Origin of the sequence: Sphingobium soli, from assembly GCF_020782245.1 — a bacterium.
Lineage (GTDB): Bacteria > Pseudomonadota > Alphaproteobacteria > Sphingomonadales > Sphingomonadaceae > Sphingobium > Sphingobium soli.
Genome location: NZ_JAJGNP010000005.1, coordinates 164,542 through 180,365, shown reverse-complemented (window position 1 = coordinate 180,365; position 15,824 = coordinate 164,542). Strand labels below are relative to the sequence as shown.

15 protein-coding genes are annotated in these 15,824 nt (G+C 65.9%); 12 read left to right on the top strand and 3 right to left on the bottom strand.

Translation table 11 applies throughout. The features are described from left to right. Positions 1-9: 9 nt before the first annotated feature. The 4 genes from LL253_RS09035 (at position 10) to LL253_RS09020 (ending at position 4,189) form a co-directional block, all read left to right on the top strand. Positions 10-318 carry a hypothetical protein gene (locus LL253_RS09035; protein WP_009820817.1) on the top strand — a complete coding sequence of 103 codons (309 nt, stop codon included), beginning with the start codon at positions 10-12 and terminating at the stop codon, positions 316-318. Positions 319-463: 145 nt separating this feature from the next. Further along, positions 464-1,297, top strand: coding sequence for a lysozyme family protein (locus LL253_RS09030; protein ID WP_228226972.1), 834 nt, complete (start codon positions 464-466; stop codon positions 1,295-1,297). 9 nt (positions 1,298-1,306) lie between these two features. Next, positions 1,307-3,439, top strand: coding sequence for a flagellar biosynthesis protein FlhA (flhA, locus tag LL253_RS09025; protein WP_228226971.1), 2,133 nt, complete (start codon positions 1,307-1,309; stop codon positions 3,437-3,439). 18 nt (positions 3,440-3,457) lie between these two features. Next, positions 3,458-4,189 (top strand): sigma-70 family RNA polymerase sigma factor, encoded by a 732-nt coding sequence (locus tag LL253_RS09020; protein ID WP_009820821.1) that lies wholly within the window; start codon positions 3,458-3,460, stop codon positions 4,187-4,189. A gap of 43 nt (positions 4,190-4,232) precedes the next feature. Here LL253_RS09020 and mdoH read toward each other — a convergent pair whose 3' ends face one another. From mdoH to LL253_RS09005, 3 genes are all read right to left on the bottom strand, one after another. After that, the gene (gene mdoH, locus LL253_RS09015) at positions 4,233-6,113 is read right to left on the bottom strand and encodes a glucans biosynthesis glucosyltransferase MdoH (RefSeq protein ID WP_009820822.1); all 1,881 of its coding nucleotides are present in this window, start codon (positions 6,111-6,113) and stop codon (positions 4,233-4,235) included. A 64-nt stretch (positions 6,114-6,177) separates the two neighbouring features. Further along, positions 6,178-7,686, bottom strand: a complete 1,509-nt coding sequence (locus LL253_RS09010) for a glucan biosynthesis protein (RefSeq protein ID WP_228227018.1) — start codon at positions 7,684-7,686, stop codon at positions 6,178-6,180. Between the two features lie 211 nt (positions 7,687-7,897). Next, on the bottom strand, positions 7,898-8,713 hold the full coding sequence (locus LL253_RS09005) for a flagellin N-terminal helical domain-containing protein (protein ID WP_037542052.1): 816 nt from the start codon (positions 8,711-8,713) through the stop codon (positions 7,898-7,900). Between LL253_RS09005 and LL253_RS09000 the strand changes: the two genes are divergently transcribed. The 8 genes from LL253_RS09000 (at position 8,631) to LL253_RS08965 (ending at position 15,823) form a co-directional block, all read left to right on the top strand. Beyond that, entirely contained in the window at positions 8,631-8,945 is a 315-nt protein-coding gene (locus LL253_RS09000) for a hypothetical protein (RefSeq protein WP_228226970.1), read from the top strand. The genes LL253_RS09005 and LL253_RS09000 overlap by 83 nt on opposite strands. Before the next feature lie 84 nt (positions 8,946-9,029). Then, on the top strand, positions 9,030-10,298 hold the full coding sequence (locus LL253_RS08995) for a sigma 54-interacting transcriptional regulator (protein WP_228226969.1): 1,269 nt from the start codon (positions 9,030-9,032) through the stop codon (positions 10,296-10,298). 14 nt (positions 10,299-10,312) lie between these two features. Continuing rightward, on the top strand, positions 10,313-10,672 hold the full coding sequence (gene fliE, locus LL253_RS08990) for a flagellar hook-basal body complex protein FliE (protein ID WP_037542053.1): 360 nt from the start codon (positions 10,313-10,315) through the stop codon (positions 10,670-10,672). Between the two features lie 3 nt (positions 10,673-10,675). Continuing rightward, positions 10,676-12,436, top strand: coding sequence for a flagellar basal-body MS-ring/collar protein FliF (fliF, locus tag LL253_RS08985; RefSeq protein ID WP_009820827.1), 1,761 nt, complete (start codon positions 10,676-10,678; stop codon positions 12,434-12,436). Then, positions 12,429-13,445, top strand: a complete 1,017-nt coding sequence (gene fliG / locus LL253_RS08980; protein WP_009820828.1) for a flagellar motor switch protein FliG — start codon at positions 12,429-12,431, stop codon at positions 13,443-13,445. The genes fliF and fliG overlap by 8 nt, the downstream gene beginning before the upstream one ends. Next, positions 13,438-14,076: a FliH/SctL family protein gene (locus LL253_RS08975; RefSeq protein WP_228226968.1), complete on the top strand. Its 639-nt coding sequence runs from the start codon at positions 13,438-13,440 to the stop codon at positions 14,074-14,076. The genes fliG and LL253_RS08975 overlap by 8 nt, the downstream gene beginning before the upstream one ends. Beyond that, positions 14,073-15,401, top strand: a complete 1,329-nt coding sequence (locus LL253_RS08970) for a FliI/YscN family ATPase (RefSeq protein ID WP_009820830.1) — start codon at positions 14,073-14,075, stop codon at positions 15,399-15,401. Before LL253_RS08975 ends, LL253_RS08970 begins: the two co-directional genes overlap by 4 nt. Continuing rightward, entirely contained in the window at positions 15,398-15,823 is a 426-nt protein-coding gene (locus LL253_RS08965; protein ID WP_228226967.1) for a hypothetical protein, read from the top strand. The genes LL253_RS08970 and LL253_RS08965 overlap by 4 nt, the downstream gene beginning before the upstream one ends. The last annotated feature ends 1 nt before the right edge of the window (position 15,824 follow it).

Below are 15,824 nucleotides of genomic sequence, written 5' to 3'. Positions count from 1 at the left end.
TTTGCCGCCATGCCGCTCGGCCTTGCCGCCCTTGATGATCTGTTCGCAGCATTTGACGGCCTGCGCGACGCGCTGACCGGCAGTGACGTGTCGGCGATCGAGCAGGCGAGCGACCGGGTCAGCCGCGCCGCCGCCGGGGTGCGCGCCATTGGCGCCTGGCGGTCCGACCCGGCGGTGGTGGAGCGGATCAGCGCGATGCTGCCGCTGATCGAAAGCGCGCGGGTGCGCGTCAATCTGCTGGCCGATCATGCCAGCCAGCGCCTGTCCATCTTGGCGTCGCACGGCGCGCGCGCCGCGCCCCTGACCTACGGCCGCTGAAAATTTTTCTGCGTTAAACCTAAAGCGGCGCCTTCGGGCGCCGTTTTTCGTTGCGGGGCGGACAAATTCCTGCCTGCGCGTTAACCAAATCTTGGCACAAGCCTTGCTCTAATGTCCTCGCTAGCAATTGGGGATTTAGAGCATCGTGTCGGCATTCGCAGACATTTCGGCAACTTCCGGATCGACCGGCAATCGCGTCACCAACGCGATCGCCATGGCGAGCCGGCGCACGGGTGTCGACTTCAGCTATCTGCTGGGGCAGGCGAAGATCGAATCGAGCCTCAATCCGACCGCGCGGGCCACCACCTCCTCCGCCACCGGCCTTTATCAGTTCATCGACCAGAGCTGGCTTGCCGTCATCGACAAGCATGGCAGCGAATATGGGCTGGGCTGGGCGTCGGACGCGATCAGCCAGGGCAGCAACGGCCGCTATCATGTGTCCGACCCGCAATTGCGCCAGCAGATTCTCGATCTGCGTAAGCATCCCGAAACCGCGTCGGTGATGGCCGCGCAGCATGCCGCCGACAATAAGGCCTATCTGGAATCGAAGTTGGGCCGGGAGGCCGAGCCGGTCGATCTCTATCTCGCGCATTTCCTGGGGGTGGGCGGCGCGACCAAATTCCTGTCGGTCCATGACCGCGCGCCCGGCGCGAGCGCCGCCTCGCTCTTCCCGTCCGCCGCGCGCGCCAACCGGTCTATCTTTTACGACCGGTCCGGCAATGCGCGCAGCTTTTCGGAAATTCGCGACCGTTTCGCCGCCAAGTTGCAGAAAAGCTCCGACAGCCTGGGCGGCCCGGTCCAATATGCCGACGCCTCCAGCGCCGCTGCCAGCCTGCCGAGTGGCGCACGGACCGTCCAGCCCGCCGATTATGTGCGGATCGAAACCCAGCGCCTCAGCCAGCAGCCCGACGTCAGCGTCCGGCCGCAGCCGCAGACGGCGCGTCTTGCCTATCTCATGCTTGCCACCCTCGGAAGGTAACGGCCGACCATGTCCCCTGCCCAAGTCAAAGCGAAGATCTGGATGAGCGCCGTCAAGGGCGCGGTGCTGCCCTTCGCGACCCTGATGGTGGTCCTGTTCATGATGGTGCCGGTCCCGGCGGTCATGCTGGACATCGGCTTCATCACCAACATCATGATTTCGCTCGCCGTGCTGATGGTGGCGCTGAACGCCGCCAAGCCGCTCGATTTCTCCAGCTTCCCGACGGTCCTTCTGTTCGCGACTTTGCTGCGCCTGGCGCTCAACGTCGCCTCGACCCGCGTGGTGCTGGTGTCGGGGCATGAGGGCGCGGATGCGGCGGGGCAGGTGATCGAGGCGTTCGGCCATTTCCTGATCGGCGGCGACTATGTCGTGGGCATCTTCGTCTTCGCCATCCTGATGATCATCAACCTGGTCGTCATCACCAAGGGCGCGGGCCGCGTGTCCGAAGTGTCGGCCCGCTTCACGCTGGACGCCCTGCCGGGCAAGCAGATGGCGATCGACGCCGACTTGAACGCCGGTCTTCTGACCCCTGAAGAGGCCAAGATCCGCCGTGCCGAAGTCGCGACCGAAGCGGATTTCTACGGGTCGATGGACGGCGCCAGCAAGTTCGTGAAGGGTGACGCGGTCGCGGGCATCCTGATCCTGGTCATCAACATCATCGGCGGCATCATCTTGGGCGTGGTCAGCCATGGCCTGGCCATTGGCGAGGCCGCGCAGACCTACATCATCCTGGCGATCGGCGACGCGCTGGTCGCGCAGATTCCGGCGTTGCTGCTCTCGATCGCGGCGGCGTCCATCGTCACCCGCGTCAAGAGCGAGCAGGATCTGTCGGCGCAAGTCGCCGGGCAATTCGGCACAGGCCGCGCCTGGGTGCCGGTCGCCGCGATCCTTGGCTTCCTGGGCATCCTGCCGGGCATGCCGCACATGATCATCCTGCCGGCCGCTGCCGTTGCCGGCGGTATCGCCTGGCAATTGCGCAAGGCGAGCCAGAAAAAGGCCGCCGAGCCCGCGCCGCCGCCGCCCGCGCCCAACCCCGCGCTGATCGAATGGGACGACGTGTCGGACGGCGCGATCCTCGGGCTGGAGATCGGCTATGGCCTCATCTCCCTAGTGGACGAGCGCAAGGGTGCGCCGCTCATGGCCCGCATCACTGGAATCCGCCGCCAGCTGTCCAAGGAACTGGGCTTCGTCGTGCCGATGGTGCGCGTGAAGGACAATCTGGCGCTGGAGCCCAATCAATATCGCATCACCATCGCCGGCGTCGTCGTGGGCGAGGATGAAATCTGGCCCGACGATCTGCTGGCGCTCGACAGCGGCGCGCTGGAAGGCACCGTCACCGGCCGCCCGGCCAAGGATCCGACCTTTGGCCTCGACGCGGTGTGGATTTCGCAGGCCAAGCGCAGCGAGGCGGTGGTCGCGGGCTATACCGTGGTCGATCCGCCGACGGTGGTCGCGACGCATCTCAACCAGTTGATCGCGATGAACGCGGCCGAAATGTTCGGCCTGGACGAAGCGCGCAAGCTGCTCGACAATCTGAAGGACGTCGCCCCGCAACTGGTCGATGGGTTGACGCCGGGCCTGCTCAACCTCACGCAGATCAGCGCGCTGTGCCGCGCGCTGCTGAGCGAAGGCATCGCGCTCAAGGATTTCCGCCGCATCTGCGAGGCGATGGTCGATGGCGGTCGCCCCGACATGAGCCACGAGCAGCTGGTCGAAGCGGTGCGCCAGCGGATCGGCGCGCTGATCATCCAGGGGCTGGTGCCGGTGAAGATGCCGCTGCCGGTCATTACGCTGGACGGCGAGCTGGAAGCGATGCTGGCGCAGGCGATGCGCGTCGCAGGCGATGCCCGCCATCCGATCGAGCCGAGCCTCGCCAACCGCATTGTCGAGCAGGTGGTGAACGCCGCCCGCCCGATGCTGGGCCAGGCACGCAATTTCGCCATCGTCACATCACCCGTCGCGCGGCGCGCGCTTGCGCGTCTGTTCAAGCCGCATCTGCCCGAAACGCCGGTCCTGTCCTTCCTGGAAATTCCCGACGGTAAGGGTGTGGAAGTGGTTGCGGTGGTAGGCAATGAATCGCGCCCCGCGCCCCGCCATGATCCGCTGCCCCGGCCGGATCAGATGCGCGAACGCGTGGCTTGAAGAAACTGGGACTAGGTCATGTATATGAACAAGATCGCGGTTGGCGCCCACACTTATGGCAAACCGGGCGAGCATAGCCCCGAGCGGCTGGCCCGCCAATATATGCCGCTGGTGCGCAAGATCGCCTGGCATGTCCATGGGCGGGTTTCGACCGCCATCGAGGTGGAGGACCTCCTCCAGATCGGCATGGTCGCGCTGGTCGAGGCCGCCAACAGTTTCGAGGATCGCGGGCTTGGCTTTGCCGCCTATGCGCAACTGCGCGTGCGCGGCGCGATGATCGACCATTTGCGGCGGCAGGCAACGCTTTGCCGGTCGGCAATGGCGAGGCGGAAAGAAATTGCCGGGGTCCGCAATCGGCTGGAGCAGCAGCTGGGCCGGTTGCCGACCGAGGCGGAAATGTCGAGCGAGATGGGGCTGGAGCCGGCCGCCTATCGCGAGGCCGCCGACAGCGTCGAAATGGTCCAGCATACCAGCATGGACGAAGTCTATTCCGACCAGTCCATGTGGTTCGCCGATGTCGAGGACCGCGCCGACCAGGTGCTGGAGCGCGAATCACTCAAGAAGGCAATGGCTGCCTGCATCAGCGAACTGCCCCAGCGCGAGGCGATGGTGCTGCAACTCTATTTCGTCGAGGAAATGAACCTGGAGGAAATCGGCCAGACGCTGGACATCGGCGCGGCGCGCGTGTGCCAGATCAAGAAGGCCGCGCTCGACAAGCTGCGCGAGAAATTGCGCGATTGGGACGAGTGACGGGCGCAGCCTAGCCCGCTATCAGTCGGGGCGCATTTTTTGACTATTCGTCGTTGGCCGCGATCGCGCGGCGCTTTTCCCCATTTGGCCAGCGGAAACGCAGAGGGCGATAGCTTTGCGTTCGCCACCATGGGTCGGCGACCTGAAACAGACCGCTTCTTTCCGCCCGTGCGCCCAAATCCTTGCGCGCGGTAATCGCCGCGAGCAGGGGCGCTGCGAACAGGCCAGCGACCACCGGCAGCGTCCAGCCGACCGCGCCCGCCTCCACCGCCAGCCAGGTCAGGCCGACGCCCAGCAAGATATGCCATTTGAACAGCCAGATCGCGCTGCCGATCGCCATGCCGTCGCGGTCGCGGGTCTGGCCGTTCCAGCTGGCCTTGCGACCCATCAATATGGTGACAAGGTTGATCGTCTGGGTCAGCATCGCGACCGGCGCCATCAGGATGGACAGGATGATGTCGACTAGGACGCCGCGCGTCATGCGCACTGCGCCGCCAAAGCCGATGCGCCGCGCCGGGTCCGCCATCGCCCAGAATATCGCGAGGATTTTCGGGCCGAACAACAGCAGCGCCGTAACGCCCAGCAGGGCGCCCGATGGCAGCACCTCTGCCGGCGGCCAGATGCCGCTGGCCGCGCCGCCCAGCACCACCAGCATTAGCGCCAGCCACATGGGGGATGTGCAATAGGCGGTCGCCCCGACCAGCAGCTGGAACCGGCTTAGAGGGTGCAGGCCCGCAATGCGGATCAGCAGCGGCACATGCTGGATATTGCCCTGGCACCAGCGGCGGTCGCGGGTGAACAGGTCGGGCATGGACGGCGGAAATTCTTCGAAACTGTCGTCCGCCGTCACCATGTGCACGTCCCAGCCGCGCCGGCGCAACAGCGCGGCTTCCAGCATGTCGTGGCTGAGGATATGGCCGCCAAAGGGTGCGCGACCGGGCAGTTCGGGCAGGCCGCAGCTTTCGGCGAAGGCGCGCACGCGCACGATCGCGTTATGGCCCCAGAACATGCCTTCGCTGCCCGCCCACCAGATCATGCCCGCAGCGGAAATCGGGCCGAACAGGCGGCTGGCAAATTGCTGCCAGCGCGCGAACAGCGTTGCCGCGCCCATGACTGTGGGCACGGTCTGGATAAGGCCGACATGCGGGTGCCGCTCCATATCGGCGGCCAGCCGCGCCATGGTCTGCCCGCTCATGATGCTGTCGGCGTCCAGCACGATCATGTGATCATAGCCGCCACCAAAACGCGTTACCCATTCGGCGATGTTGCCGGGCTTGCGCCCGATATTGAGCGCGCGGCGGCGATAATGGACCGGGCGCGAAAAAGAGTCGCGCATTTCCAGATAGGCGCGCTTTTCGGTTTCGCCGCTTTCCACGTTTGAATCGGACAGGATGAAGAATTCGAACCGCTCCCGGCCCATCACCTGCGCCAGGCTGCGCTCCATGATCGACAGGCGGCCAAGTACGCCCAGAAAATCCTCATTGCACACCGGCAGCAGGATCGCGGTCTTGCCGCGCAGCGGTTCGGACGCGCGCAGGGGGCGGGGGGTGACGCTGCGCCCCTTGCCCACGGTCAGCAGCAGGAACCCGATGGCGGCGGTCGCAAAGCCGAAGGCGATCCAGGCGAAAAGGGAGATGAAGAGGGCGAGATAGACACCCTCCAACGCGCTGATGCCGTCCAGCCCGATGGACCGGCGCATTTCATGGGCGGCCAGCGCGGCAGGGATCAGCGTCAGCGCGATCACCAGCAGGCGGCGCGCCCACAGGTCGATATTGAAGCGGCGCCGCGCGATCAGCGGCGGCGTCGTGTCGAAATCCTGCTCCGGCATGGCGAGCGGACTTTGCGCGGGCACCTGTTCAAAGGCGCGGGGCAGGGGCTTGTCCCCGGCCGGCGGGTCGGTCGTCGGCACGACGTGCTCGTCCATGATTTCGGCCCCGTTCCCTGTTGACCCAAAGCGTCAGAACCGATCGGGTCCGTAACGGTTCCGCTCAGGGGCCGACAGGATAGTGCACATATTCGCTGATTGCACGATCGCCCAGCCGCAACTGCGCCCGAATATCGGTCAGCCCGGCCCCTTCGCGCTTGAGGTCGAGCACCATGCGATACAGGCCAGGCTGGCCGAGCACGGGATAGCCCGCTGTCTTGATCATCGTGCCCGCGCTGATGTCGGTCCAGATTTCGGGCTTTGCGCCATCGGCGACGCCGGCAAAATCGATGACCAGCCGGTCGCTGCCTTCTTCGTCGCCGCGCCCGCGCCAGACATTCTGGACGATCGCGACCTCGTTCCCCAGCGCTTCCGACGCGGGTGCGCGCGCTGCGCTCCAGTCCACGCGATAGCTGGCGTCGATCCGCCGGCCCGGTGTCGCAGGCGCCGACGGCGCCCAGTAGGCGACGACATTGTCGGTATATTCGCTGTCGGTCGGGAAGCTGTAGAGCCGCACCTCGCCTGCGCCAAGCGGCGCGGACGGGGCCGCCCACAGCGTCGGGCGGCGATCATAATAGACCCCGTCATCCTGATAATGGTCGAAATCGCGGTCGCGCTGGACCAAGCCGAAGCCCTTGGGATCGCGCTCGGCAAAGGCGCTTACCAGTGGGTTGGGCGGGTTGATGATCGGACGGGCATGGGCGGTGCCGTCGGCGCTGGCGATCGACAATATGTCGCTGTCGTGGATTTCGGGCCGCCAGTCGGTGCCCTTGCCCCGGTTCGCCTGATCATACCAGAACATGCTGGTCATCGCCATCAGCCCCAGTTCCTCGATCGGCCGGCGCGGGAACAGGGCGGCGGTCACATCCTGCGTGACGCCATCGGCCCCCAATCGGCTGACGAAGCGATAGGCGCCGGTAATCGACGCGCCGTCGAGCAAGGCATAAATTGTGACGCTGCTCTTGCCCGTTCGCTCCAGCCAGAAATGGGTGAAGCGGGGAAATTCCTCTTTGCCCAGGCTCGTGTTGATTGCGATGGCGCGGGCGGACAGGCCGAACTGCTTTTGCGGGCTGGGCGCGCGAAAATAGCTGGCGCCCAGGAAGGACAGCCAGTCGCCGTCGCGCGCCGCGTTCATGATGCGAAAACCGGCAAAGCCCGCATTGGGGCCAAGTGCCTTTACCGCATTGCCGGCCGGCGCATCGAACATGTCGGCATCATAGCGCAGCGGCGTCGCTCTGCCATTTTCGACCGTCGCGATGCTGACCGGCTGGGTCGAATATTGCGACAGCGGGAAGAAGCGGATGCCAGTGTCACCGGGCAGGTCGCCCCACAAGGTGCGGTCGTCGCGAAAGCGCGCTTCATGCTGGGCGATATAGTCGACCTTGGCCGCGCCCGGATGGGCGGGGGTTTCCTTGAAGGGGGTGCGGGTCAACTGCTGCGCGTGCGCCACCAGCCGGTCCCAGGAAAAGGGGGTGGGGCGGTTGCCGGTCAGGCCTTGTGCATGGAGCATGGAGGGCAGGAGGAGGGCGGCGCCCGAAGCCGCGATCATCGCGCGCCGGTCGATCTGGATCATGGTCTGGCTCATCGAGCGGCAAAACGATCAAGCCCGGACTTGTATCCCTCCCGAAACGAAGAAGCCTCCGCCCGGGGGGACGGAGGCTTCAAACAGGGAGGTCGTTCGATCGAAGGTGTCGCCGCCGGCGCGGTGGGGACTGTTGATGCGCCGGAAGCTCCATTGGACGGCTGGCGGTGACCAAGGCCTCAGCCGTCCAATTTCGTCAGTCTTAGCCGATCAGCTTGAGCACGCCCTGCTGGCTCTGGTTGGCCTGGGCCAGCATCGCGGTCGACGCCTGGCTCAGGATCTGCTGCTTGGCGAGAGCGGTCGTTTCGGCCGAGAAGTCGGCGTCTTCGATGCGGCTCTTCGCATCGGTCAGGCTGGTGATGTTGTTGGTCAGGTTGTTGACCGTCGATTCGAGGCGGTTCTGAACCGCACCCAGGTTCGCACGGGTCGTCGCGATCGCCTTGAGCGCATCGTCGAACGTGGCGAGGTCAGCGGTCGTCGCCGTGGTGGCGTCGACGGCGAGCGCTGCGGTCACGTCGGCGTTGCCAGCGACGTCGTCCAGGTCGATGTCGACCGTGTCGGCGGCGTTCGCGCCAGCCTGGATGCTGACCGTGGCGGTCGAACCGTCGAACAGCTTGGTGCCGTTGAATTCGGTGTTCGCCAGCGTGTCGGTGATCTGGGTGGCGAGCTGCGAAATTTCCGCCTGGATGTTGCTCTTGGCGTCGGCGTCGTTGGTGCCGTTCAGCGCCTGAACCGTCAGTTCACGCATACGCTGCAACATGTTGCTGACTTCGCCCAGGCCGCCTTCGGCCGTCTGCGCCAGGCTGATGCCGTCATTGGCATTGCGCACGCCCTGGGTCATGCCCTTGATCTGTGCGGTCATCGACGAAGCGATGGCGAGGCCGGCGGCGTCGTCCTTGGCGCTGTTGATGCGCTTGCCGGTCGACAGGCGCTCCATGGCGGTGCTCAGCGACTTGCTGGCCATCGAGGAAGCGTTGGCCGAGCGCAGCGCTGCGGTGTTGGTTCCGATAACAGTCATGATATTCCCTTTCCGTGTGTCGATCAGGTCGCTGCCATCAGGCTGCTTGCGGCCTCGAAAGGGGATAACGGCGGGGCGGCTGAGGCTTTTAGGGCTATATGCGATTTTTCTGGAATCGGCCGGTTTTCAGGGCTTTTTACGCGCGCGCGATAATCTAAAGCCTGCAAGCGGCGGCAGCGGCGGAAATTATTTGCCGGCAAGCGGCAACAAACTTGCCGTGTTAACCATCTGATAACCACGGAACGGGTAAAAGTTAACCATCGAAGGGACTGGGGCGTGCGGGGGCACAAGCCAGACAAATAGGTGGGAAAAGTTCATGTCATCGTTTGACGTGAGCCGTGGGGTCTGCGCGCTCGTTCCCGGGCTGCAGCACTGGCTCGAAAATGCTTTCTACAGCGTCCGTATCGTCGATGCGCAAAGCCCGCGTGAAAAGGACAGCCGCCGGGTGCTGCTGGCGACCGAGATCGGTCACGCAACGCATCGCGACATCCTGATCAGCCTGATCGACGGCGCGCCATCGCTGGTAGCTGCCGCCAATGGCTTGCCGGCGCGTGTCGCCTTCGGCCTTGAGGACATGGGCTTTGCCTTTGCCCTGATCGCTGAACTCGCGCGGCCCGTATCGGTTCCGGCCGTGGGCGATGCCGCCAGCGCGCATCTCATGTCGCTCGCCGCCCGGGTCGCGCGCAGCGACGCCACCGTGCTCATCCAGGGCGACACCGGCACCGGCAAGGAAGGCATGGCGCGCTTCCTTCATGCCCGGTCCGGCCGCACCGCGCATGACTTCATCGCCGTCAACTGCGCGGCGTTGCCCGAAACCATGATGGAAGCGATGCTGTTCGGGCACAAGAAGGGCAGCTTCACCGGCGCGGCCCAATCGTCCGAAGGCCTGTTCCTGGCAGCCGATGGCGGCACGCTGTTCCTCGATGAAATCGCCGAGCTGCCGCTGGCGCTCCAGGCCAAGCTGCTGCGCGCCTTGCAGGAAGGCGAAGTGTTGCCCGTGGGCGCGACGCATCCGGTGCCGGTCAATGTCCGCATCATCGCCGCATGCAACCGCAACCTCGCCGCCGAAGTCGCCGCCGGGCGCTTCCGCGAAGATCTTTACTGGCGCCTGAACGTCATGGCGCTGGAACTGCGCCCGCTGGCCGAACGCCGGGGCGACATCGCCGCGATCGCCGCCGCCATGCTGTTGCGCCAGCAGGACGGCGCAAAGGCTGGCTTCGTCTGGCCGACCGCCGCCGCGCTCGACAAACTGGCCGCCCATGGCTGGCCCGGCAATGCCCGTGAACTGGGCAATGTGCTCCAGCGCGCGCTGGTGCTGCGCGAGGGCGATCGGATCGACGCCGACGACCTGCACATGGCCGGCGCGCCGCAGCCGCTGGGCGTCGTTGCCGGCACTGCCGCGCCGATGAGCGCCGCCGAACCGATCCTGCTGCGCGACCTGACCCGCCATTCCAAGCTGGAAGCGGTGCGGCTGGCGCTGCGCGAAACCGACGGCCACCGTGCCGCCGCCGCGCGCAAGCTGGGCATTTCGGAACGCACCCTGCGCTATCGGCTCGCCGAGATGCGTGACCTTGCCGCCGCCTGACAGGAGCGCGTGACATGAACGGCATTTCCCCTACGGACAGCGTGATGGCGATCCGCAACGCCATCCTGCAAAAGAACGCAGCGTTGCGCGATATCGCCCAGACCGGCCCTGCTACGGGCGCGGGCGCGGCTGGCGGCGTTCAGGATAGCAAGCCCGGCGCCTTTACCGAGGCGCTGAGCAGCGCGCTGCAACAGGTCAATGGCTTGCAAACGCAGGCCGGTGAGGCCGCCGCCTCGTTCGAGCGTGGCGAAACCACCGACATCGCCGGCGTCATGCTGGCCAAGCAACAGGCGTCGGTCAGCTTCGAAGCGACCCTGCAAGTCCGCAACAAACTCCTGTCCGCCTACAAGGACATCATGAGCATGCCGGTATAATCGATGAGCGAGAACGCACTTTCCACCGCCGTCGGCGCCGCAGCGCCCGCTCTGCCCGCAGGGGCGACCACCGGCTTTGGCGGCAATGGCGCCAAGGGCATGGACGCGATCAAGGCGCGCGTCACCGGCTTCATGAAACAGCCCGCCGTGGCGAAAAGCCTGCCGCTGCTGGGCCTCATTGGCACCGTCGCGGTCGCCGGCGCGGCCTGGCTCGCGCTGCGCGAGCCGCCGCAACGCGACCTGTTCCGGGGCCTGCCCGATTCCGACAAGTCGGCCGTCGCGCAGGTGCTGGACCAGAATGGCGTGCGCTACGACTTCGACAATTCGGGCGCGATGACGGTCGCGGAAGATGATTATTTCAAGGCGAAGATGATGCTCGCCGCCCAGGGCCTGCCCAAGAGCGCGCCCGACGGCAACAGCATGATCGACAGCCTGCCGATGGGCGCCAGCCGCGCGGTCGAGGGCGAAAAGCTGCGCTCGGCCCGCGAAATGGACCTCGCTCGCACGATCGAGGCGATCGACAGCGTCGAAACCGCCAAGGTGCATCTGGCCGTCGAACCACCCAGCGTGTTCCTGCGCGAACGCACCAAGCCGTCGGCATCGGTGATGCTGCGCCTGGCGCAGGGCCGGCAACTGACCCAGCAGCAGGTGAGCGCGATCGTCCATCTGGTCGCGTCCTCCATCCCTGAACTCAGCCCGGACGATATCTCGCTGGTCGACCAGAATGGCCGGTTGCTGACCGACAATGATGGCAATGCGGGCGATGACCGCCAGCTTGCGATGCAGGGCAAGATCGAGGATCGCTATCGCCAGTCGGTGATCGCGCTGCTGACGCCGATTTTGGGCGACGGCAATTTTTCGACCGAAGTCCATGCCGAACTGAATTTCGCCGAACGCCAGGCGACCCGCGAAACCTATCCGCAGGACGAAGCGCGGCTGCGCAGCGAAGCGGGCAGCTGGGCGTCCGACCCGCGCGGGCAGGGCAAGGGCGAGGCGAGCGGCATCCCCGGCGCGCTCAGCAACCAGGCGCCCGTCGACCCCACGGTCACGCAGACCAACCCCAATGGCCAGGCGGTGACGCAGGGCCAGACGGCTCAGGCGCAGGGTCCCGGCACGCCCGCCGATCCGCTGATGAAGACCGAGGAAACATTCAACCGCAATTTCGAACTGGGCCGCGAAGTGTCCGTCGTCCGCGACGCCACCGGCACGGTCAAGCGGCTGTCGGTCGCGGTCGCGCTGGACAATGGCCCGGACGGCAAGCCCCGTTCGCCGCAGGAAATCGCCGCGCTGGAAGCATTGGTGAAGGGCGCGGTCGGTTTCGACCAGACCCGTGGCGACGTGGTCGCGCTCTCCTCGCGCAGCTTCGTCAAGGAAGCGACCGCCGAGACGCCCTGGTATGAAGCGGACTGGATCGCGCCGCTGGCGCGCAACGTGTCGGCCTTGCTGGTTGCGCTGCTGGTGATCTTCGGCATCGGCCGCCCGCTGCTCAAACGCCGCGCCGCCGCGCAGGAGGCTGCGGCTGCCGAACGCGCCGAACAGAAGCAGGTGATCGGCCAGGCGATCTCGACCGAACTCACCAAGCAAGCGGTCGCCAATCCGGCCGACCCCTCCGCCCCGGTGACGCTCGACATGATTTCGTCCACCTATGACTATGCGCAGCGCGCCGACCTCATTCGCAACTTCGTGAAGCAGGACCCGGATCGCGCCGCCCTGGTGGTGCGCGATCTGCTGAAGGACGCGAAGAAGGAAAAGGAAAATGCCTGAGATCGTCCCTGGCCGTCCCGAGGCGCTCAAGGGCAGCGCCGCCGCCGCCGTCCTGCTGATGCTGTTCAACGAGGATGAAGCCGCGCAGATCCTTTCCCGCCTGGAACCCGACGAAGTGCGCCAGCTTGGCTATGCCATGTATGACGTGCAGGATGTCGACCCGGAGGAAGTGAACGAGGCGCTCGACCATTTCGTCACCAAGGCCAAGAAGCGCACCACCATCGGCTATGGCGCGACTCGCCATATCCGCGGCGCGATGACCAAGGCGCTGGGCGAGGAGCGCGCGGAAACCATCCTGGCGCGCATCACCCCGCCGACCCGCTCCACCCAGCTGGAAATGCTCAAATGGATGGATGCCAAGGAAATCGCGGTGCTCATCGAAATGGAGCATCCCCAGATTATGGCGATCGTGCTGGCGCATCTGGAGGCGCCGGTCGCGGCCGACGTGCTGCAATTGCTGCCGTCCGAATATCAGGAGGAAATCGTCTATCGTATCGCCACGCTCGGCCCCGTGTCGAACGAGGCGCTGGAGGATCTGGAGCAACTGCTGCTGCGCGGTCCCGCCTCCAAGCAGGGCGCTGCATCCCAGCGCGGCGGCACGGTTGAGGCGGCCGCGATCATGAACAATGTCCGCAAGGACAATGAACAGCGGATCATGAAAGCCGTCGCCAAGCGCGACAAGATGATCGCCCAGACGATCGAGGAGGAGATGTTCGTCTTCGACAACCTCATCGACATGGATGACAAGAATCTGGGCACGCTGATGCGCACGATCGACAGCACGGTGCTGGTTGTCGCGCTCAAGGGCGCGAACGACCTGCTCAAGGGCAAGATTTTCAGCTGCATGTCCGCCCGCGCGGCGCAGGCGATCGCCGACGAGATCGAGGAGCGCGGCCCTATTCGCCTGGCCGAAGTGATCGACGCGCAAAAACTCATCATCGCGACCGCGCGCCGCATGGCGGACGCCGGCACCATCATGCTCGGCGGAAAGGGCAACGACTTTGTCTAGGATCTGGGGCGCAGAGGCGGTTCGGGACGTCGCGCCGGTCACCGTCGCGGGCTTCCGCCCGGCCGAAGGCGGCTTTCGCAGCCTCTATACCGCGCCTGCGGGGCAGCTGACCGCCGCGATGCGCGGCGCTGTGATCGAGGTGGAGCCGGAAGTCGATCTGGTCGAGGAAGCCCGTATGGAGGCTTTCACGCTGGGCTTCGACGAAGGCTGCCGCGTCACCGCCGAGGCCAATTCCGCCGATACCGATGCGCGCGCGCGCCTGGCCGAGGCGCTGGACCTGCTCGCGCCCGCGCCCAGCGGCATGTTGTCGACCATGTTGTCCGCAACCGTCGTGCGCCTCGTCGAACAGATTGTCGGCGAGGTGGAGATCGATCTGGAGCGGCTGGTCGACCGGTGCGACACGGTCGCAGCCTTCATCGAAAGCAATCAGGACAAAAGCGCGCTGCACCTGCATCCTGACGACGTTTCGCTGCTGGAAGGCGAGACGATCGGCGTGCCGATGGTCGCCGACAAGAGCATGCAGCGCGGTTGCGTGCGGCTGGAAACGGCGGACGGCTGGGTCGAGGATGGCCCGGACGTGCGCCTGTCGCGCCTGCGCGCGCTGATGGATGACATGGAAGGCAAATCATGATCCAGGCAGCGCTGCGTCAGGCGGAACATCTGTTCGATCATTTGCAGGTGCAGAACCGCGCCCCGCGCCATGTCGGCCGGTTGGTCAGCCATGATGCGGGCATGCTGGAAGTCACCGGCTTTCGCCGCCCGATCGGGTCGGGCGCGCGGGTGCTGGCGAGCGATGGGTCGGTCTGCCGCGCCGAAGTCGTCGGCTTTCGCGGCGACCGCACATTGCTGGTGCCGCTCGACGCCGACGCGCCGCTGGAAAACGGCATTCGCGTCGAACCGGACAGCCAGGCGAATATGGTGCAGGTGGGCGACGGACTGATCGGCCGCGTCATCGACGCGATGGGCCAGCCGCTGGACCGCAAGGGGCCGATCATCACGGGCGGCACCTGGCCGCTCAATGGCGTCAAGGGCAATGTCCTCGATCGCGGCCGCGTCACCGAACCCTTTGACCTGGGCGTGCGCGCGGTCAACGCCTTGCTCACCGCCGGGCGCGGCCAGCGCATCGCCATCATCGCAGGGTCTGGCGTCGGCAAGTCGGTTTTGATGGGCCAGATGATCGCCGGCGCGGAAGCCGACATCGTCGTCACGGGCCTGATCGGCGAACGCGGGCGCGAAGTCAGCGACTTCCTGGAAACCAAGCTCAAGAACGCGATGCACAAGTCGATCGTCGTCGCCGTGCCCGCCGATCATCCCCCGGTGCTGCGCCTGCGCGCCGCTGCTCGCGCCACCGCCATCGCCGAATATTTCCGCGCCCGTGGCAAGAAGGTGCTGCTGCTGATCGACAGCCTGACCCGCTGCGCCCATGCCCAGCGCGAAATCGGGCTGGCGCTGGGTGAGCCGCCGGCGATGAAGGGCTATCCGCCCTCGGCGCTCGCGCTCATTCCCCGGCTTGTCGAGCGCGCCGGCGTCGACGCGCGCACCGGCGGGTCGATCACCGCGCTCTACACCGTACTGGCCGATGGCGACGACACCGACGATCCGATCGTCGATGCCGCCCGCGCCATTGTCGACGGGCATTTCGTGCTGTCGCGCCAATTGTCGGAACAGGCGATCTTCCCCGCCATCGACATCGGCAAGTCCCTGTCGCGCGTCATGGCGGACGTCGTCCCCGACGACCATCGCCAGGCCGCCGCCGGCTATCGCCGCCTGTGGGCCGCCTATGAGGAAAATCGCGATCTTATCCTGATGGGCGCCTATCGCCCCGGCAATGACCCGGTGATCGACGAAGCGGTCAAGCGCCGGCAGGAAATCCTCGATTTCATCCGGCAGGATCAGAAAAGCCGCATCGACCTCGACACCAGCGCCGCCGCGCTCATCGCCGGCTTTGGCGCGTGAAGGGGCTGGTCAATCGCCGCCAGCGCGTGTTGCGCGTGCGCGCGGTCCAGCATTCCATGGCGGTCGCCGAAACCGCGCGCGCCCGCGACGAGGCCAATGGCATCGCCCATAATCTGGAGCGACTGCGCGCCGTGCGCGACGAATTGTTCGAGACGCAGGGCATGGCCAATGGCGCATCCTTCGCCGCGATGCAGGAACTTGCGACGCGCTTGGAACAGGCCAGTCGCCAGCTTGATGGCGCGCTCTATGACGCGCGCCGCAATGTCGAAGTGAAAGAAGGCATGACTCTTGCAGCGAACCGCGAGAAGGAAATTGCCAGCCGCCTCAAGGACCGCGCCCGCGCGACCCTGGAGGAGTGGCAGGAGAACAAGCTTGCCGCTTTGCCACGCTATCGGCGGATGCAGCGCAACGAGGGACAGTGAG